This window comes from Flavobacterium filum DSM 17961, assembly GCF_000425465.1.
Lineage (GTDB): Bacteria > Bacteroidota > Bacteroidia > Flavobacteriales > Flavobacteriaceae > Flavobacterium > Flavobacterium filum.
The window spans coordinates 1-21,201 of the sequence record NZ_AUDM01000022.1; the positions used below are offsets into that span (position 1 = coordinate 1).

The 21,201-nt window shown below is 35.2% G+C and carries 17 protein-coding genes; 5 read left to right on the forward strand and 12 right to left on the reverse strand.

The features are described from left to right. The 3 genes from H601_RS0111905 to H601_RS0111915 form a co-directional block, all read left to right on the forward strand. The coding region (locus H601_RS0111905; RefSeq protein WP_026711726.1) for a T9SS type B sorting domain-containing protein at positions 1–4,276 on the forward strand (4,276 nt) is incomplete at its 5' end. A gap of 4 nt (positions 4,277–4,280) precedes the next feature. Continuing rightward, entirely contained in the window at positions 4,281–5,291 is a 1,011-nt protein-coding gene (locus H601_RS0111910; protein WP_035655925.1) for a PorP/SprF family type IX secretion system membrane protein, read from the forward strand. A 44-nt stretch (positions 5,292–5,335) separates the two neighbouring features. Beyond that, complete coding sequence (locus H601_RS0111915; RefSeq protein WP_415060423.1) at positions 5,336–5,854, forward strand: gamma carbonic anhydrase family protein; 519 nt, start codon at positions 5,336–5,338, stop codon at positions 5,852–5,854. Here H601_RS0111915 and murI read toward each other — a convergent pair. The 8 genes from murI to H601_RS0111955 form a co-directional block, all read right to left on the reverse strand. Beyond that, on the reverse strand, positions 5,851–6,627 hold the full coding sequence (murI, locus tag H601_RS0111920; protein WP_026711729.1) for a glutamate racemase: 777 nt from the start codon (positions 6,625–6,627) through the stop codon (positions 5,851–5,853). The genes H601_RS0111915 and murI overlap by 4 nt on opposite strands. Before the next feature lie 69 nt (positions 6,628–6,696). Further along, positions 6,697–7,197 carry an OmpH/Skp family outer membrane protein gene (locus H601_RS0111925; RefSeq protein WP_026711730.1) on the reverse strand — a complete coding sequence of 167 codons (501 nt, stop codon included), beginning with the start codon at positions 7,195–7,197 and terminating at the stop codon, positions 6,697–6,699. Positions 7,198–7,220: 23 nt separating this feature from the next. Next, complete coding sequence (locus H601_RS0111930; RefSeq protein WP_035655928.1) at positions 7,221–8,216, reverse strand: OmpH/Skp family outer membrane protein; 996 nt, start codon at positions 8,214–8,216, stop codon at positions 7,221–7,223. A gap of 40 nt (positions 8,217–8,256) precedes the next feature. Next, on the reverse strand, positions 8,257–11,013 hold the full coding sequence (locus H601_RS0111935; RefSeq protein ID WP_026711732.1) for a BamA/OMP85 family outer membrane protein: 2,757 nt from the start codon (positions 11,011–11,013) through the stop codon (positions 8,257–8,259). After that, positions 10,946–11,686 carry an undecaprenyl pyrophosphate synthase gene (locus tag H601_RS0111940; protein WP_026711733.1) on the reverse strand — a complete coding sequence of 247 codons (741 nt, stop codon included), beginning with the start codon at positions 11,684–11,686 and terminating at the stop codon, positions 10,946–10,948. The genes H601_RS0111935 and H601_RS0111940 overlap by 68 nt, the downstream gene beginning before the upstream one ends. 1 nt (position 11,687) lies before the next feature. Then, positions 11,688–12,371, reverse strand: coding sequence for a type IX secretion system protein PorG (gene porG / locus H601_RS0111945; RefSeq protein ID WP_026711734.1), 684 nt, complete (start codon positions 12,369–12,371; stop codon positions 11,688–11,690). Between the two features lie 131 nt (positions 12,372–12,502). Beyond that, the gene (locus H601_RS0111950) at positions 12,503–13,387 is read right to left on the reverse strand and encodes an NAD kinase (RefSeq protein WP_026711735.1); all 885 of its coding nucleotides are present in this window, start codon (positions 13,385–13,387) and stop codon (positions 12,503–12,505) included. Positions 13,388–13,391: 4 nt separating this feature from the next. Continuing rightward, positions 13,392–14,051: a CBS domain-containing protein gene (locus tag H601_RS0111955; protein ID WP_026711736.1), complete on the reverse strand. Its 660-nt coding sequence runs from the start codon at positions 14,049–14,051 to the stop codon at positions 13,392–13,394. A gap of 98 nt (positions 14,052–14,149) precedes the next feature. Here H601_RS0111955 and H601_RS0111960 point away from each other — a divergent pair, with 98 nt between their 5' ends. Further along, positions 14,150–14,863 (forward strand): pyridoxine 5'-phosphate synthase, encoded by a 714-nt coding sequence (locus H601_RS0111960; protein ID WP_026711737.1) that lies wholly within the window; start codon positions 14,150–14,152, stop codon positions 14,861–14,863. Here the strand turns inward: H601_RS0111960 and H601_RS0111965 are convergent, their stop codons facing one another. Then, positions 14,864–15,343, reverse strand: coding sequence for a hypothetical protein (locus H601_RS0111965; protein ID WP_026711738.1), 480 nt, complete (start codon positions 15,341–15,343; stop codon positions 14,864–14,866). 58 nt (positions 15,344–15,401) lie between these two features. Between H601_RS0111965 and H601_RS0111970 the strand changes: the two genes are divergently transcribed. After that, complete coding sequence (locus H601_RS0111970) at positions 15,402–15,902, forward strand: DUF456 domain-containing protein (protein WP_026711739.1); 501 nt, start codon at positions 15,402–15,404, stop codon at positions 15,900–15,902. Positions 15,903–16,144: 242 nt separating this feature from the next. Here the strand turns inward: H601_RS0111970 and H601_RS0111975 are convergent, their stop codons facing one another. The 3 genes from H601_RS0111975 to H601_RS0111985 form a co-directional block, all read right to left on the reverse strand. Continuing rightward, positions 16,145–19,204 carry a DUF7619 domain-containing protein gene (locus H601_RS0111975; RefSeq protein WP_026711740.1) on the reverse strand — a complete coding sequence of 1,020 codons (3,060 nt, stop codon included), beginning with the start codon at positions 19,202–19,204 and terminating at the stop codon, positions 16,145–16,147. A 72-nt stretch (positions 19,205–19,276) separates the two neighbouring features. Beyond that, a complete protein-coding gene (locus tag H601_RS0111980) occupies positions 19,277–20,491 on the reverse strand; it encodes a BaiN/RdsA family NAD(P)/FAD-dependent oxidoreductase (protein WP_035655929.1) in 1,215 nt (404 codons plus the stop codon). Beyond that, positions 20,491–21,180 (reverse strand): glycerophosphodiester phosphodiesterase, encoded by a 690-nt coding sequence (locus H601_RS0111985; protein WP_245571652.1) that lies wholly within the window; start codon positions 21,178–21,180, stop codon positions 20,491–20,493. Before H601_RS0111985 ends, H601_RS0111980 begins: the two co-directional genes overlap by 1 nt. Positions 21,181–21,201: the final 21 nt, after the last annotated feature.

Genomic DNA, 21,201 nt, shown 5'->3' on the forward strand with positions numbered 1-21,201 from the left:
CAACACAGTAACGGGCTGCGTGAGCACCTCGGCCTCAGGAACGGTAACGATAAATCCAAATCCAACAGTAACCGTTAATAGTCCGGCAGTATGTGCAGGAGCATCAGCCACGGTAACGGCCACATCGGGAACAGCAGGTACATACAGTTACGCATGGACAGTACCAACAGGAGCTGCCAATCCGGGTAACGTAGCTACATTTACTACCGCAATAGCAGGGGTATATAGCGTGATTATCACCAATACTACGACAGGTTGTATAAGCACCTCGGCCTCGGGTACGGTAACAGTTAATCCAAATCCAACGGTGAGTGTAAACAGTGCAACGGTATGTACGGGAACCATTGTAACAATGACTGCTACACCGGGCACGGCGGGTACATACAGTTATGCTTGGACGGTACCTTCAGGGGTAGCTAATCCGGGTAACGTAGCGAGTTTTACCACCACTACAGCCGGAACATATAGTGTAGTGATTACTAATACGGTGACCAATTGTGTGAGTGTATCGGCATCTGGAACTATTACTTTACTTCCTTTACCAACGGCTACTATCGCCGGGAACATTACGATTTGTCCAACAGCAGAGGCAACGGTTACTTTTACCGGAACGCCAAATACTACGGTTGAGTATAGTGTGAATGGTTCTGGGATACAGACTTTGTTGTTAGATGCAGCGGGAGTTGGAGTGATTGTTGACACTTATAACACGACAACGACTTATACGTTATTGGGCGTATTTACATCGGGTACACCGGTATGTTCGGTATCGTTAAACGAGAGTATTACCATTACCGTAGCACCGGCACCAACGATTAATACTCCGGCAGATTTGATTTTATGTGATGACAATAATGATGGTGTTCAGACCTTCAATTTAGACCAATATACTACTTTTATAACGGGAGGAAATCCGAATGTTACCTTGACGTATCATGAAACATTGGTTGATGCACAATTAGGAGGAGCACCGATACCAAATCCTTCGAATTATCAGAGTATCGTACCGGGGGCACCTTCGGTTCAGACGATTTATGTAAGGGTAGTCAATACCGGTACAACGGATTGTCCGTCGATTACGACCTTTAATTTGTTTGTGAATCCATTCCCGGTAATCAATTTAACGCCAACGGCTTATGAGTTGTGTGATGATAACACTGATGGAGAGCAGGTATTTGATTTAACGACGCGTATTAGTAATATTTTAAACGGATTAGACAGTAGTTTACATACGGTTACTTTCCATCAAACAGATTTAGAGGCACAAGCAGGTACACCGATTATTACAGGAGCCAATGCTTATTTGAGTCCAACCCAAACCATTTGGGTGAGAGTTGTGATAAATGCCACGGGATGTTTTGCTATAGCTCCATTGGATTTGATTGTAAATCCGTTACCACAGGCTAATTTACCAACGCCTCTTACCTTATGTGATGATAATAACCCGGGAGATCAGGTAGAGGAGTTTGATTTAACACAAGCCATCTCAGAGATAGTAGGTTCACAAATGGGGATGCAAGTTACCTTCCACTTGACCTTAGCTCAGGCACAAGCGGGTACCAATGTATTAAATACGACCTATACCAATGTTACCCCTGCGGTTCAAACGCTTCATGTACGGGTATTGAATCCGATAACGGGATGTTGGTCAACTACAACATTGGATATTCGAGTGGTTCCTTTACCATTGCCACTTGTTCCGCTTAATCCAATAACGTTGTGTGATGACAATAATGATGGATTGGCTAGTTTTGATTTACAGGCACAAGTTCCGGGCTTATTAAACGGAGCAACGGATGTAGATTTAACCTTTCATGAAACAGAGCAACAAGCCATTGATGGTACCAATGCGATTGATATTTCCACACCTTATTTAACGATAAATGCAGGAACACAATTTATCTATGTTAGAGCAGTAAACACCACAACGGGATGTGTACGAGTGGTGGTGATTGAATTGAGAGTGAATCCTCGTCCGGAGGTACCAACAACGTTGGATGATTTAAGACAGTGCGATACGCATAACAATCCGTTAGACGGACTTAGTCAATTTAACTTAACGGTTCAAACCCCGATTATATTGGCGGCACAAACAGGGGCGGCTAATCAGTATTCGGTGCGTTACTTTACCACAGAGGCCAATGCCATTAGCAACACGGGAGCCATTGTAAATACGAATGCCTTCCCTAACACGGTGAATCCACAAACGATTTGGGTTCGTGTGACGCATATTGCTACGGGATGTTTTGATGTAGGAAGTTTTGCTTTGATAGTGGATACGCCACTTGCATTGACTGTTCCAACACCAATTAGTTTGTGTGATGAGGCACTTCCGAATAATCAGTTTACGGTATTTGATTTAACGGTAAGAAATAATGAGATTACCAATAATTTAGGCGGATATACTGTTACGTATTATCCGAGTTATCAAAATGCGTTGGATAATGTTAATGCGATTCAGAATCCATCGGCATATACCAATGCTATAGCAGCGGTTCAGACTTTGGGGGTACGAGTAACCAGTGCGGCGGGTTGTCATAGTTATACAACGTTGACCATTAGAGTGATACCACTACCGGAACCAAGAACGAATCCGGAGCCGATAGAGGCGTGTGACGACAATAATCCGGGAGATGGAATCGAGGCATTTGATTTGACTATCAGGGCTAATTATATCTTAAACGGAGCTAGTAGCACAGAATTTTCATTGGCTTATTATGTAAGTGAAGCAGATGCGATAGCCGAGACCAATGCGATTGCTAATCCAACAGCCTTTAATAACACCATTGCTGTAACACAAACGATTTGGGTTAGAGTAACCAGAGAGCCAAACAATGTAAATGAGCCAAGATGTTATCAGTTGGTACAGTTGCAATTGATTGTAAATCCGTTACCGGTTATAGCGGCGAGTCCGATTAACTTCTATCAGTGTGAGCCGATTGATGATTATCAGATGCCATTTGTACTCAGTACAATGAATCCGCAGGTATTAGGAGCGACCCAGTTGCCATCGGATTATACGGTAAGTTATTATTTAAGTGCGGCTGATGCGGCAAGTGGAACATCACCGCTACCGAATGTTTATACCAATATCAGCTCACCACAAACCATTTATGTACGAGTGGAGAACAATCAAACGGGTTGTGTGAATGCCACAGGCGAGGTAATTTTAGAGGTAGAAGAGGGCACACAAGCCAATACAATAGCACCAAGCGATCCATTAATTACACAATGTGACCAAACAGGAGCAAATGATGGAATAGGTCAGTTTGATTTAACGCAGTTAACCCCAATTTTATTGGGCAGTAATAACCCTACAGGAACGGTTGTGTATTATTTTACAACTTTAGCACAAGCACAAGCAGCGATACTAAGTAACGATTACACGACTGCAATTGCGAATGCGGCAGCCTATCAAAATGTTACACCAATGGTTGAGACGATGTATGCAGTGTTGGTGAATCCGGCTACGGTTAGCAATTGTCCGACACTTGTTCCGATAGTCTTAACGGTAAACAAATTACCTGAGCCAACGCCACAACCGGGTACCTTGTGTGTGGATCCGCAAACGGGTGATTTATTGAATACCTATACCTTGACCAGCAATTTAAGTGGCACCACTCATACGTTTGTATGGACAGATAGCACCGGAACTATACTAGGTACAGCACCAAACTTAACGGTAGATACACCGGGAAGTTATACGGTAGTGGCTACTAATATAGCCACGCAGTGTGTATCATTACCGGTAACCACTTTGGTGGTACAATCGCAACAAGCGACCTTGAGTTATACACAATCGAATTATTTTAGCAATAGTGCAACTATTACCATTATAGCAACGGGCACGAGTATTCCTGACCAAGGCAATAGTAACTATGTGTATAGTTTAGATTACGGACCATTCCAAACCAGTAATGTCTTTACCAATGTGAGTGCAGGGTTACATATTGTAACGGTTCAAGACTTAAACGGCTGTTCAGATGCAACCATTGAGGTGTTTGTGGTGGATTATCCGAAGTTCTTTACGCCAAACGGTGATGGAATAAACGACACATGGAATATATTTAGCTTAGGAGAGACACAACCTAACGCAAAAATTTATATATTTGACCGCTATGGAAAATTCATCAAGCAAATCAGTCCGGCAGGAAACGGATGGAACGGAACCTACAACGGCGAACAGCTTCCATCAACCGATTACTGGTTTAGTGTAGAATATCAAGAAAACGGACAAAATAAAGTATTTAAAGCACATTTCTCGTTAAAAAAATAAGCCCATGAATCTCAATTTAAACATTAAAAGAAGCTATTTATTTTTAGTAATTTTTTTATCACAATTTAGTTATTCTCAAGAAGGAATTGCAGTTTACTCCGATTATTTAACGGACAATTATTATTTAATTCACCCCTCAATGGCGGGAGCTGCAAATTGTGGAAAAGTAAGATTAACAACAAGAGCACAATGGTTTGGACAAGATGATGCACCCGCTTTAAGCACGTTAAGCTTTAATTCAAGTGTTGGTGAACGATCAGGTTTAGGTGCAATATTATTTTCGGATAAGAATGGTTATCATTCTCAAAAAGGGATGAAGTTAACTTATGCTCACCATATTATGTTCTCACGAAATGAATTAGATTTGAATCAATTGTCATTTGGTATCAGTGGAGCATTAATTCAAAGCCAATTGGATGAAACTGATTTTTTAAATAATCAACCATTTGACCCAAATATTGGTGGTATAACACAAAAAGATTCTTATTTCAATTTAGATATTGGTGCATCGTACAACTATCTAGAATTTTACGCTCACTTTACGGTAAAAAATGTAATGAATAATTTCAGAAGAGAATTATATTCTGAATTTGAGTCTGACAATATTAGAAAATATTTGTTATCTGCCGGATATGTTTTTGGCGATGCAGACCGGTTACAATGGGAACCTTCTGTATTATTTCAAATGGTGGAGGCAACCAAAGAGAAGTCTTTTGATTTGAACTTAAAAGTGTATAAAAATTTAGATTTTGGTAAACTTTGGGGTGGACTTTCTTATAGAAGAAGTTTAGATGGTGCTGAGTTTTTAACTGGTGGTAACAGAGGTGATCAAAAATTACAATACATTACGCCAATTTTAGGATTAAATTACGACAGATATATGTTCGCTTATACCTATTCTTATTTAGCTGGAAATGTAAAATTTGATAATGCTGGTTTTCATCAAATTACCTTAGGAATAAATCTATTCTGTAAACGAGAAAAATTTGAATGTAATTGTCCTGCAATTAATTAATAATATTATCAAAATCCCGTTAATGCGGGATTTTTTATTGAATTATGATACTATCAGTAAGAGGTAAATCACCTGAAATTCCGGAAGATTGTTTTGTTGCACCCAATGCAACAATAGTAGGTGAAGTTAAAATGGGTAATGCTTGTAGCGTTTGGTTTAATGCTGTGGTAAGAGGTGATGTACATTCAATTGAAATGGGTAATAAAGTAAATGTACAAGATGGAGCAATTATACATTGTACCTATCAAAAGCATCCCACTAAAATAGGAAATAATGTTTCCATTGGTCATAATGCAATTGTTCATGGATGTACAATTCATGACAATGTTTTAATCGGAATGGGAGCAATTGTTATGGATAACTGTGTAGTGGAGAGTAATTCAATTATTGCTGCCGGAGCAGTTGTTACCCAAAATACTAGAGTAGAATCCGGTTCAATTTATGCAGGAGTTCCTGCAAAAAAAGTTAAAGAAATTAATCAATCTGATTTTGCAGGTGAGATTGACAGAATTTCAACTAACTATGTTATGTATTCAAGTTGGTTTAAAGAAGAGATCCGTTAGAAATCTTTAACATAAACCACATATTTATTTTCCAGTATAGCATTTAAAACATCAGGATTGCTATTGGTATAAAATAGTTGTTTACTTTCTACCTGATATGCTATCCCAACCTTTTCAATCAAAATATTTTTTGTTTGACGTGCAACTGCTTCTCCGGAATCTATTATTTTAATTTTAGAAGGTATTATTTTTTTTATTTCTTGAATCAAATAAGGATAATGACTACAACCTAAAACCAAATAATCTATATTTTGATTGATCATCGGTTCAAGGTATTTTTTTAAAAGCGTCCTCATTTCTTTTGTTTCAATTTTACCTTCTTCAATTAATTGTACTAGCCCATGACCAACTTGTTCAATTATTTTTGTATTTGGATAGTTGAGAACAGATTGATTAAAGAGTTCGCTTGACAAGGTTCCTTTTGTGGCTAAAACGCCAATTGTGTGCGTTTCAGAATGAATTGCGGCGGGTTTAATAGCCGGTTCAATTCCAATAAAAGGAACATTATATTTTGCTCGAAGTTCTTTTATTGCATTAGTTGTGGCGGTATTGCATGCTACTACAATTACTTTGGCATTCATTTCCAGCAAAAGCTCGGTATTTTTACAACTAAGAGCTATGATTTCTTCTTTCGATTTTAATCCGTAAGGTGCATTTTTACTATCAGCTAAATAGATAGTGTTTTCATGTGGCAATAATTGATGGATTTCTTTCCATATAGAAGTTCCACCGATTCCGGAATCAAATAAACCTATAGGGTTGTCATTACTCATGATTCAAAAGTAAAAAAAAACTGCTCATCTTTTAAGAATGAGCAGTTAAATTACTTTTAAAGGGATAGATTAGAATCCTAAATCTTTTTTAACATCTGTAGTAATATCAATCCCATCTGCATAAATTGCTGAATTTACATCGATAACATAGTTAAAACCTTTAGCTTTTCCAACTTTTGCAATGGAAGCTTTAATTTTATCCATTAATGGTTTAGCTAAATCACTTTCTTTTTGTTGCAATTCTTTTTGAGCAGTTTCTCTGTAATCACGGATTCTTTTCTCCATTTCTTGCACTTCTTTTGCTCTTTCTTCATTTACTTTATCACCAACCGTTGCGGCTTCTTCATCATACTTTTTCAATTTCGCATAGTACTCATCAGCCATTGCTTTAAATTCAGCATCATATTGTTTGCTCAATTTTTCAAGTTGTTTTTGAGCTTCAATCATTGCAGGCATTTTGGTTATCAAATCATTTGTATCTACATGTGCCATTTTAGTTTGTGCAGTAATAGATTGAGTTGTTCCAAATACTATAAGGGTAGCAATTAATAAAGTTTTAAATTGTTTCATCATTTCTAGTTATTATTTATTATTTAATCTTTGTTTTCGTTTTGTTTTTCTTCTTTGGCTTTTTTTGCTGCTTCTCTTTCTTCTAAAATCTTTTGTTTACGTTCTTCAATTTGTTTTTTTCGTTCGTCTAATTTTTCTTTTCTTTCTTGTTCTAGTTTAGCTCTTGCTTCTTGTGCTTTTAATTTTGGGTCAGCTTCTTTGTTTTCAGAAGTGTTGTTTTCTTCGGTTTTATCCTCTTCATTTTTAGTCTTAGCAGAAACTGTGCCACTTTTTTTTGCTTCTCTTTCTTCTTTTAGTTGATTGCGTCTATCTTCAAAATCTTTTTTCTTTTTTTCAACCAATGCTTTTCGAGCTTCTGTAACACTATCTCTTTTTGCTTTACGTTCTTCAAGAATTTTTTTTCTTTCTTCTAACGCAGGATTGTTATCATCTTTATAATCTTGAATGCGTTCTTGTTCCTCAAGTTTTTTTAGCTCTTTTTTGCTCATTTGTTCTCTTTTAGCAGCTCTTGTCAAAGAACGAATAACTTGATCACTTATATCATGTCTTTTTGCCGCAAAAAGAATGGTTAAATCAGAAGATTTATCTAAAATAAAATCATATTTTTTTGCTTCTGCTATATCTTGAACGGCTGTAAAAACTTGATCTTGAATTGGTTTTACCAATACCGCTTTTTGAACAACTAAATCACCACTAGGACCAAATCGTTTGATTTGATAATCTGAAAGTTCTTTTTCCAAAAAAGCAATTTCCTCTTCTTTTTCCTCTAATAGTTCTTTTGTTAAAAGTACTTTTTCATTTTTTAAAGCTTCTTTTAATTTGTTTATTTCGTTTTTCTTTTCTTCAATATCTGATTTCCACTTTAAAGCTTTTAATTCCAATTGATTTTTTGCTTCAGTATAATCCGGTACATTCTGAAGAATGTATTCCATGTCAATATAGCCAAACCTAACTCCTTTGGATTGAGATAGTCCAATAATAGGGAGTGAAAGAAGTAGTAAAAAAATTAATTTCTTCATATTAATTAAATTATGTTGTAAATATAACAGAAATTAACAATTAAAATTGTTGTCCGATGATAAAATGTGTTTCCCATCCATTTTTTTGTGTCTGACCAGGTAGAGCGTCAAATCCATGTCCGAAGTCAATTCCCAATAGACCAAAGGCCGGCATAAATACACGTAAACCAAATCCGGCAGATCTTTGTAATACAAAAGGATTATATTTTTTCATATCATCAAAAGCTGCTCCGGCATCAACAAAGGCTAAGACAAAAATAGAAGCTTGTTGTTTTAATGTGATTGGATAACGTAGCTCCATCGAAAATTTATTGTAAATAGAGCCACCATCAATACTTGAAAGAGAATTGTTTGGATAACCTCTTAATTGAATAATTTCCCTTCCATCCATGGCAAAGTTTGCCAACCCATCTCCACCAAGAAAGAATCGTTCAAAGGGAATAATACCTCTCTCATCGTTAAAAGCACCCAAATATCCTAATTCAGCTAATGTTCTCAATACAAGTGCACGTTGATTACTACCCGCAATTTTTGTGTACCAATCACCTTTTAATTTAATCTTATAAAATTCTAACCAATAAAACTTTTTTTGATCAATTTTACCTTCATCAGCTGCAGCAAGCGTATAATCGTTATTTTCAATACTTCGATAAATATTGCCATTTGAAGTTGAACTTTCTAATTGTAAAAAATCACCATTTTGAATTTCTGAAAAACCATCAGGACCAATTGTTGAAGAAAGTGTCTGAGTTCCATCATATCTTAGTTTATATTCTTCCTGAGTTCTTAGTTTATTATAGTCTATTTTTTTAAACAATGAATAAGGTGGAGAAAATTTTGCACTTATTGAAAACTCAGATCCATAAACCGGATATATAGGATTAACTCCTTTGTTGTTTCTAGATAATCCAATGGTGTAAGATAAGTTTCTTGAAGTCCCATTTCCAAAAGTAAATAAACCAGTGTTATAATTATTCAAATCATAATATTGAAATGAAATGGCTTGCGATAATACAAAAAAGTCATCTGGAACGGTTAATCGTTTTGCTAATCCTAAAGATAAAGATGTGATGTTGAAACTTCTACTTCTATCTACATCACGTGTTCTAAAATTACTCAAATATTGTTTACTATGCGATATGGAGGTAGAAAATTGAACAGGTTTTCTACCACCTAACCAAGGTTCAGAAAAGGTTAAACTATACGTTTGAAAAAATGAACTTCCTTGTAAACGGAGTGACATACGTTGGCCATCACCCATCGGTAAAGGTTTGTAGGCATCTTTTTTGAAAATATTTCTAACGGAGAAATTGTTAAATGAAAGCCCCAAAGTTCCAATAAATCCTCCACCTCCATAACCGCCTTGAAGTTCAATTTGGCTTGACCCTTTTTCAACTAAGTTGTATTCGATGTCAAGTGTTCCTGCTGCAGGATCAACATTTTTAAATTGTGGGTCAATAGCTTCAGGATCAAAAAACCCTAATTGTCCAATTTCACGAATAGTTCTGATTAAAGCGTCTTTGCTGTATTTTTGACCTGGTTTAGTTCGCAATTCGCGATAAATAACATGGTCATTAGTCTTGTCGTTTCCAACAACTGAAATTTTATTAAAATAAGCTAAAGGACCTTCTACTATTCTGATTTCGAAATCAATGGTGTCATTTGCTGTTTTTACCTCTACAGGATTGATATTTGAAAATAAATAACCATTGTTTTGATACAAATTTGTAATATCATCTGCATCAGGGTTTTTCTTGTTTGAAATTCTTTCTTGTAAAAGTACTCCATTGTACACATCTCCTTTTTTAATACCTAAAACAGACGTAAGTCCATGATCTGTATAGATAGTGTTTCCTAAGAATTTAATATCACCAAAATAATATTTTCTACCTTCTTCAATTTTTATTTTAATATCAAGTTTGTCTTTTCCTTTATTATAAGCAACGCTATCATAAATAATTCTAGCATCACGATATCCTTTTTCTTTGTATTTGTCAAGTATGCTTACTAAGTCTTCTTTGTATTTGTCTTTTACGTATTTTGATCTTTTCCAAAAGCGACCGGGAAATGCAATTTTTGTATTGCTCATAGCCTTTCTGATTTTCCCATCAGTGAACATTTGGTTTCCTTCAATTTCAATAGTCGAAACCTTAATTTTGTTTCCTTTGTCAACATTAATAACCATTTTAACTTCATTTCCCGAAGTTGTGTCGGCAATTACATTAATAGCCGTTTTTACACTATAAAAACCGTCTTTCTTATATTTGTTTTCAATGAAATTTTTTGTAGTAGTGATTAAATTTTCGTTTACAACCTTTCCTTTGGTAAGATTTACCTCTTTTAATAATTCTTCTGCTTTCTTTTTCTTTAAGCCGTTAATTTTTGCTTCGTTTAGTTTTGGAAGTTCAACTAAACTCAATTCAAGGTAAATCGTATCTCCTTTGATTTCATTAATGTAAAAATCAATGTCACTAAATAAACCAAGTTTACCAATCTTTTTGATAGCAGTACTGATTTCTTCGCCGGGTACAATTATCTTTTGTCCTTTTTCTAATCCGGCAAACGTAATTACGGTTTGTTGATTAAAACTGATTTTTCCGGTTACTTCAACATCTCCTAATATATATTGAGAACCTCTTTGAAAAGGTGTTTCTTGAGCAGTTGAGTTAAATGAATGTAACCCAAAAACCAAAGTTAAGATGTATAAATAATTTTTTAACAATATTGTTTTATTTAATTTGTTCACTTGTTTTTCCAAAACGTCTTTCTCTTTTTTGATAACTAATAATAGCTTCATGTAAATGTTCTTCTCTAAAATCCGGCCACAAAACTTCTGTAAAATATAATTCAGCATAGGCAATTTGCCAGAGCAAAAAATTACTGATTCTGTGTTCGCCACTGGTCCTGATTAATAAATCAACATCTGGCATGTTCTGCGTGTAAAGATGTTGATTAATAATTGATTCGTCAATAGCTGTTGTTGAAATTATATTATTTTTAACTTTATCACTTATGGCTTTTACAGCTGAAATCAGTTCCTCACGGGAACCGTAGCTTAAAGCCAATGTTAAAGTCATTCGTTTATTTTCGCTGGTTTTGTTAATTACTTCTAAAAGTTCTTTTTGAGCAGTTTTAGGAAGTAGGTCTAAATTGCCAATAGAATTTAATCGAATGTTGTTTTTTTGAAGAATTGGCAATTCTTTTTTTAATGATTTGATTAATAATTTCATTAAAGTATCCACTTCTGCTTTTGGGCGATTCCAATTTTCAGTTGAAAAGGCATAAAGTGTCAAAAATGAAATTCCTAATTTGGCACAACTTTCTACTGTTTCTCTTACCGCAAGTGTGCCCTTTTCATGACCAAAAACCCTCAACATTCCTTGCTTTTTTGCCCAACGACCATTGCCGTCCATAATAATCGCAAGATGGGACGGTAGCCTGTTTAAATCTATTTGTTTTTCTACATTCATTCTATTTTGGGCAAAAACATGGATTTTCTCCAAAAGTGTATGTTAAAGTCAGTCCTGAAAAGACATACCAATCATTACTATTCAAATTTCCTAGTCGATAAGGAGCTAAATTCTTATTTTTTGGATTGCTTCCGTCTAAATTGTCTGTAAATGTATAACGGGCACCAACCTCAAAAGCAATTATAAAATCACGGTTTAACCTAGCTTTTATACCAACAATCATAGGAATTGCGAAAGCACTATCTTTATAATCTTCACGGGCTTCTTTACCGGTATAAAATAATTCATCATAGGCAAAATAATTAATGCCGGTAAATACATAGGGAGAAAATTGTGGCTTTAATTGATGCAAATCAAACTCAAAAAAATTAAATTCTAAACCAACTGAAAATTCATGGATACTGTTTTTGAACTCCAATCCTCTTAGTGTTCTGTCTGGTGAATCAGCATCACTATCGTTGGATTCAATGGTTCCGTAAGTATATGAAAACCGATAAGAATGTCGGGTGCTTCTATTCCATTTATATACAAATCCAATGGCTAAATCATTTGGTGCAATATAAGTGGTAGGACCAACATCGCCAATATAATTAGTGCCTCCCAAGAATAAACCAACCTCATTTATTTGGGCATTTACTCCGGAAAATAGGAACGTAAAAAACAATGCTAACTTTACTCTATTCATCCCTTTTAAAATAGCGTGCAAATATAACAATTATCAGCAGTTTATAGCTATATAATTACTATTTATCACAAATTAATATCAAAAAAAACGGAAATAAAAAGGGGATAGTATTGAAACGGACGTTAATTTATTTAATTCCTTTTATCTTCTCCCCACAAAAGCTTGTTGCGTAAGGTTTTTAAAAAAGTCTCATCTTGAATTTCAACCATATTTATTTTGAAAGAGGTCTTTTTAATGATTAATGTCGTTTCATTGTCAACTGTTGCAATTCTACTATCAAGCGAAACTAAATATTGTGGTTCTCTTCCGCTAACTTTTAATTTGATTTCAGTTTTGTCCGGTATCACTAATGGTCTTGCACTTAAATTATGTGGAGCAATAGGTGTGATCACTAAGCTTTTGACATCTGGAGTGAGAACCGGCCCGCCACAACTTAATGAATATCCGGTAGAACCCGTTGGAGTAGAAATAATTAAACCATCTGCCCAATAAGAGGTAAGGTACTCTTCGTTTAAATACGTTTCAACGGTAATCATTGAAGTTGTATCTTTTCGACTGACTGTTATTTCATTTAAGGCAAAGTTTATTTCCTTGAAGGCATTGTTTTTTGGCTTACTTTCTATGCTCAAAAGCGTTCTTTTGGAAACCGTAAATTTTTTATGAATAATGGATTGAAGAAATAATTCAATGTTCTCTTTTTGCACTTTAGCCAAGAAACCTAATCTTCCGGCATTAATTCCTAAAACCGGAATGCCGCTGTTTCGAACAAATGTAATGGCTCTCAAAATAGTTCCATCTCCACCAATACTGATAAATAAATCAAAGCTTTGATCTAAATCGGCATAAGAAGTAAATGTTTTGTATTCTTTTTTAAGAATTTCGTGATGGTAAAGTATCGCTAAAAATTCTTTTTCTATTACCAATTCAACCTCGTTTTTATTTAAAAAAACAAATATGTCTCTGATAATTGGTCGAGTATCGTTTTGATAATATTGTCCGAAAATTGCAATTTTCATACTTTTAGATATTGAGATATTTATCCAAATAATCAGAACGTTCTTTCAAATTGTTTAAGTAAGTATCTTCTTGGTGCTCAGAAATAATTTCATAATTGTAACGTCTAAACGTTTGAATGATTTCATTCATGCTTCCAAGAGAAATTTTTATCGTTACTTGAACGGAATCAGTCGTCATTTCAGAGACAAAAATGCCTAAAATTCTTCCGTTGTTTGATTCTACAATTTGAGCAATTTGACTCATGGAATAATCTTTAATGTGTCTGGAAATAATAATTATTCCACCTTGTTCACGAAGAAAAGGGGTTTCGGCAAAAAACTGAACAATGTCATTCAATTCATAATAACCAACATATTTGTTGTGTTCATCTAAAACCGGAAGAATATTGGTGTTGTTTTGAGCAAAAATTTCCAAAACATCTAACCAAATCATGTTGGTTCTGGCAAAAAATCCTTCAAGCGTGTAGCGATAATCAGCAATTGCTTTCGGATTATCAAATGTTATAACATCATCAGCGGCAATGCATCCAATATAAACGCCTTCTTCCGTTACAGGAAAATGCGAAAAAGTTAAGTCGGCAAAAAAATCTTTTACATACAGAATCGATTCGTTTTTCTCAAACGGTTTGAAATCGGAATGAATATAATTGGTAATCTCTAACATGGCAATTGTAAATTCGTTGCAAATTAATTAAAATATACGACAAAATTGCTTGCTTTAGTTTGTATTTTTGTCATTGAAAAAAAATTAGAAAAAGAAGCATGACTAAGCTGAGTGTAAATATCAATAAAATTGCCACCTTACGAAATTCAAGAGGAGGAAACGTACCTAATGTTGTTCAATTTGCCATCGATGTTCAAAAATTTGGTGCAGAAGGGGTCACCATTCATCCTCGTCCGGATGAGCGACATATTCGTTATCAAGATGCACGTGATTTAAAACCGATTGTTCATACTGAATTTAATATTGAAGGCAATCCGGTTAAAAAGTTCATGGATTTGGTGTTGGAAGTACAACCCACTCAAGTTACATTGGTTCCTGATGCTGATGACGCATTAACTTCTAATGCCGGTTGGAATACTCTTTTGCATAAAGATTTTTTGATTGACATTATTCAAGAATGTAAACGAAATAACATTCGCACTTCCATTTTTGTGGATCCTGATTTAAAAATGATAGAAGGAGCAAAATTAACAGGAACGGATCGCATTGAATTATATACCGAACAATTTGCTCATGAGTTTAGTTTAGGAAATAAAGCAGGTATTCAACCCTACGTTGAAGCGGCTTTATTGGCGAATGAATTGGGTCTTGGCATTAATGCCGGACATGATTTAAGTCTGGAAAATATTCGTTTTTTTAAAGAAAATATTCCTAACCTTTTGGAAGTTTCAATCGGGCATGCCCTGATTAGTGAATCGCTTTATTTGGGTATTGAAAATGTAGTCAATATGTATTTGAATAAATTGAAATAACTATTCCATTTTTATTATTACCGGCAATATAAATTGGGTTTTTACCGGAATTCCTTCCTTTAAAGCAGGTTCAATTTTTGGGAAATCAGTTAGCCTAGTTTTAATTAGACTATCAATTTTTTGTTTGTCATACGATACACTGTCTTTTTTAAAAATAGGTTCAAAAGATAATGTGGCATCCGGAAAAATAGTCACTCTTACATCCAATGTGTCCATAATTTTAGTTGGAGTTGAAAGAGAATCTGATGCCATTTTTTGATGAATAATGGTAAACAAATAGTTGAAAAAACAGGCTTTTTGTTGTTCTTTATCTAAAATACTGTCACATTCCGCAACCGATGGATAATTTGTTACTTCGTTCCAATTGATTTCTTTTAATCTTTTTTGTAATAATTCTTCCTCCGAAGGAATAGACTTTTCGAAGTATTGGCAGGAAACCAAGAAAAAAAACAGAAAAAAAACGGAATGAAATTTGCTCATTTTTCGTTTGTATCTAAACAATACTTATTTTTAATGTATCAAAAGTAATAAATAATTTATGGATACTACACTTTTAATTATCGCATTTATGTTAATGGTCGTTGGCATTCTGGGCAGTTTTTTGCCGGTTTTACCCGGTCCGCCTATCAGTTGGGTCGGATTGTTGTTACTTTATCTGACCAAAGCAGTACCTATGAGTTACACTGTTTTAGGGACAACGTTAGTTATCGCTGTTGTAGTGGGCATTCTCGATTACATCATTCCGGCAAAAGGAACCAAACGTTTTGGTGGAAGCAAATACGGCATTTGGGGAACCAATATTGGTTTAATTATCGGTATTTTGGCACCCATTCCATTCGGATTCATCATTGGTCCGTTTGTAGGAGCTTTTATCGGAGAAATGATCAATGATTCCAACGATTCGCAAAAAGCATTCAAAGCCGCCACCGGTTCATTCATTGGCTTTTTGGCGTCTACGTTTATAAAGTTTCTCGTTTCAATGGTGTTTTTTGGACTGTTTCTTTTAAAAGTGTGGGAATACCGAAGCGAATTCTTTTGATTTTTGGGCCTTATCGGGCTTTTCACTGCAAGTCCTCGCCCATAAACTAAAAATGCTACAAACCGTCAAGAGCTTCCTTTGGTCGCTTTGCCGCTTTAAGCATTTTAAAGTTTCCGTGCTGTGGGCTTTCCGTTTCAATCCCGGGCAGGGGAGAGATGTTTTTAAATGAAATTTTGTTTACAGAAAATAAAAAAAGGGCAAAATTGCTTTCACCCTTAGAGTATATTTTATAGGTCTTATTATTATTGTTTTATCACCTTATTCACCAATTTCTGATTCGAAGCCGTTATCACTTCCACCATATAAACACCTTGGTGTAAATTGGAAAAATCAACAAAAGATGTATTTACGTCTAATTTATTTCTGAAATAAACTCGTTTTCCAACTACATCATAAACTGAAATTTCGGCAATTGTATCGCTTCCATTTAATTGAACTTGAAGACGGTCTTTTGTCGGATTCGGAGAAAGTACAACAGTTGAATTTATAAAATCAGGTGTACTTAAGTTTTCTACAAATTCTGTTTCAAAGGTGTTCGTCACAATCACAGGATTAAAATCAAAATAGATATCTGCCGTATTTGGAATAATGTCACCTACTGCAATACCCGTATTTGGTTTGATTTTGAAATGTACAAATCCAATACTTGCATTTTCATTGACAATTTTTGGTACTAACTGAATATTGTCAAATTTCCATACCAATTCATTATTAATGCGTTCTAATACATACGGATGACTGGCGGCTAACATTCGCAGACTTTCCGGATTCAGTTGAGCATCTAAAACATCTTCTACACGAACAAAGGTGGCATTAGTGGTTCCGGTATTTTGAAAACGAATCGTGTAGTATAAATAATCACCATCCGTAAAATCAGAAATGGCAATCTTGTTTCCATGAGCTTCATTTTTATCATTCGGGTCATACGAAGCAACAATTGGTCGGGTGAGTGAAGCCTCATTATTATTTAGATTAGCATCTGTACTCACGCTGGAAATCGTAACTGAATTGGTCACCAAGTCACCAATAGCAACAGTCGGGATAGCTGGTACGCTCATCGTTACAGTAATCGATCGAGTTTCAGCAGGCATCAAATTGGTATAATCGTATGTAAAACCGGTTGGTAAATTTGTTGTGCCAGAAACGGATATATTGGTTATACTCAAAGCGGCATCTTTTGTAAAACTAATTGTGCCACTAGCTGGAGCAATACCATTATTCGTATAGTAGATCTTGTTTGTATAACTGAAACCGGCTGCAGGCTGGTTGGTTGATACCAAAGAAACCGTTACATCGTTATACGGAGTAGTGTTAACAATTGGAATATAATAAACATTTGTGCCAGTTGCAGAAAATACTATATCATCAAATCCATTAGGTTGTGCATAATAACCGGCCAATTCACTAAAAACACTATACGTAAAGTCATATGAATCGTCTGTATCTTCAGGAAAAATATAGTAAACACCATTATAAGAATTTGCGGAAACAATATCGCCGGCATTATTTATTTGATAATTTAAAGTACCATTTAAAAAATTTGGTTCACCGGCATCTTTTACACCATTATTGTTACTGTCTAAAAACGTAATAATTTGTATGTTTTCACTACACTGATTTCCTAAAGCTAAACTTCCACCTTCAATAAAAACAGCAGAATCAAATGCACTGTCTTGATAATCACCAACCGAAAGTTTTAAAGAATAAGTATGGTTTGGAATAACAGAAGCAATAGCAGTCATTGGCATGGTATAACCTCTCATGTTCATACTACTGTTTGGATTGTTAACATTATAAGTACTGAAAAATTGAGGATTAACTGAAGCACAGCTCGTGTTATGAAGCACATCTCTAATAGTTGTAACTGAAATAGGGGTGTTTGTTCCGGGAACAACAGCGATATTGATTACTTCATTTGTAGTTAAGTCAGTCAAAATAAAACCAAAAACATCAGAATATTGACATTGAAATTGGCCATACTCGTTAGAAGCAAAAATAAAATTGAAACTTAAAATATTGGAGGTAGGAATTATATCAAATTTCACAAACGAAACATCATTGATGGAACCCGTTTGTCCGGTTGATTGCATAATAGCATTCAATTGAGGGTCACCCGTTGATGAACAAGTAGAAGTTAATGAACTTGCATTGTTTTGTTGATAGGGGCCTTGAGTCAACATAGCTTGTCCGCTTCTAATGATCATTCCTTGTTCAAAAGGGAAATCACTGTCATTGGCATTGAAATATCCCACTCCACATGGACCTTGAGTAACTACATTATCGATAACACCACAACTGGAATTTAAAATAATATTATTCAAAATTTGTTCAGGAGTAAAAGAAGAGGTATTTACACTTAAAAAAGGATTTACTGTTGAACCACAATCGGCTGTAGTAAAAGAGAAACCAATAGACCAATCAGTTGTGGTTTGATTATCACAGATGGTTCGAACATAATAAGTATAGGAAGTTCCACAAGCTAATCCAACTACAGTAAAAGGATTAGAGGTAGTTACTATACCCTGAGAATTTTGATTAGGTTCCGGTGAACCAACTGGGAGTAATAATATTTCAGCTTGAAAATTGGCAGCTGATGGATTAATCCAACCAAGAACGGCACCAGTTTCTGTTATAGTGGTGGCATTTAAATTGGTTGGAATTTCACAACTGGTGGAACAATTTTGAACAAATAAGAAGAATTCACCACTCCAAAAACAACCCGTTAATAGGTTTTCTAAACGAACAAAAATAATTTGGTTGGGTGAAGTGTTTGTGTACGTAATACCAAGCGGATTTGATTGTGTTTGCAAATCTTGTTCTGTTTCATAAAATGTGATTTGCAATGTGTTTGGTGTAGCATTATTGGCTTGATACATTTGATTCATAGCAGAAGTGAAATCAAAAGTTGCAATACCGTCGTTATTGTCATCACAAGCAACAGCCACTTCAGTTCCAATATTAGGAACAGGAAGTACTTGTAATGAAAATGAATTAATTGAAACCTCATTGGTTGAGGTATTCACAAATCGCACCCAAATAACTTGTGGATTACTCGTGTTTAAAAAACTCGTAGGGTTTGTAATTGGATTGACATTTGCTTGTGCATTAGTCTGACTGATGTGAAAAGTAGTGGTAAAATCATTTGGATTTTGATTGCCCAGCAATTCAGGAATTACTGTTGTCAAATCAAAATTTTGAGTGCCATTAAAATTGGTGTCACATGCGGTTAATTGGACTTGTGCTTGACCTCCGAATGTAAATAAGAATAAAAAAAAGGTCAGAAAGAGTAGTTTTGTTTTCATTATTGTTGGTTTAGGTAATCAAATATAATTGATTTTTAATCAATTACAACGTTCTTGATGAGAATTTTTCACTTATGAATGAGAATTTGCAAGATGCTCACTCACAATAAATCCACCCGTCCAAGCATTTTGAAAATTAAATCCACCCGTTATGGCATCGATATTCAAAATTTCACCGGCAAAATATACATTAGGGAGTAATTTACTTTCCATCGTTTTGAAATTAATTTCTTTTAAATCAATTCCGCCAGCGGTCACAAATTCTTCTTTAAATGTACTTTTTCCATTCACTAGAAATTGGCCATTGCTCAGTTGCAAGGCTAAATTTTGAAGCTGTTTTTTGGATAAATCGGCCCATTTGGTTTCTAATGAAATTTCAGAAGCCAAAACCAAACTTTCCCACAATCGGTTGGGGAAATCAAAAGGCGATTTTTTGCCCACTACTTTTTTGGCGTGTTCTAATTTTAATTTTTTCAACTGGTTTTCTACTTCTTCCAAAGTGGCATCGTTCAACCAATTGACTTCCAAAATAAACTGATAATTTTTATCAAATAATTCGCGTGCTCCCCAAGCGGAAAGACGTAAAATACCCGGGCCACTCATGCCCCAATGGGTAATTAACAAAGGTCCCGAAGCTGAGAGTTTGGAGTTTTTGACTTTAACAGTAGCAAAAGCCGAAACACCCATTAAATCTTTAATTCGTTTGTCTTTGATGTTAAAGGTAAATAGGGAAGGTACCGGCGGAACAATCGTATGGCCTAATTTTTCCAGCATTTCCCACATTTTGGGATTGCTCCCGGTAGTCATCACCAAATTGTCACAACGAAACGTTTGCTGATTCGTTTCAACTTTCCAGCTATCTTCTGAACGAAAAATAGATTGCACACTTTGTCCGGTTAAGATGTCAATTTTATATTTTTTGGCGGCATTCAAAAAACAATCAATTATCGTTTGAGAAGAATCGGAAACCGGAAACATTCTGCCGTCTTCTTCTATTTTTAATTCCACTCCATGCTTTTCAAACCATTCAATCGTATCACCCGAACAAAATTGATGAAAAGGTCCACGCAACTCTTTTTCGCCACGCGGATAAAATTTTACTAAATCATTGGGAACAAAACAGGCATGCGTCACGTTGCAACGTCCACCACCGGAAATGCGTACTTTTGTGAGTACTTCTTTTCCCCGTTCGAGAATGGCAATCTTATAGTTTGGATTTTTTTCAGCGAGGTTAATAGCGGCAAAAAAGCCCGCTGCTCCACCACCAACAATCAACACATCATACATCAATGTAATCTTTCGGGAAAATTACAAAAAATTCCATCCACTCCCAATTCGGTTACCGATTTTATGTCTTTCGGTTCATTTACGGTATAGGTGTAAATCTGAAAACCTTCGCTGTGCAATGCTTCAACATTTTCCTCAGTTAAGGTTTTCCACCATGGATTGATGGCTACTGCTTTCAGTTTTTTTCCGGTTGCAATAGCATCCAAGGGATTTTCCTCAGTCAAAACGGCAATGGGAATTTCATTATCTAATTTTCTAAAGGATTCCAATTCATCCCACAAAAAACTGGAAATCAAAAAATCTTCTTTTGTCCATCCTTTTTGATAATATTTTTCCAATAATTCAAGAGTAGGTTGGGCTGTATTTTTTCCTTTTAGTTCTATGTTCAAAACCACCAATTTATCAACGGTTTCAATGACTTCGTCTAAGGTTGGAATTTGATGATTTCCTTTTACGACCACTTTTTGTAATTCTTCCCACGTAAAATCTTCAATCTTACCTTTGGTATCGGTAAGGCTATCTAATATTTCGTCATGGAAAACCACTAATTCACCGCTTTTAATCAAAAAAACATCAACTTCAATCATATCTACATTTAACTCCAAAGCCTTTTTAACCGAAGCAATGGTGTTTTCCGTTTCGTGTCCCATCGCTCCACGGTGACCAATATTTAAAGGCTTTTTGTTCACTTTGCCACAATTTTGAAATAC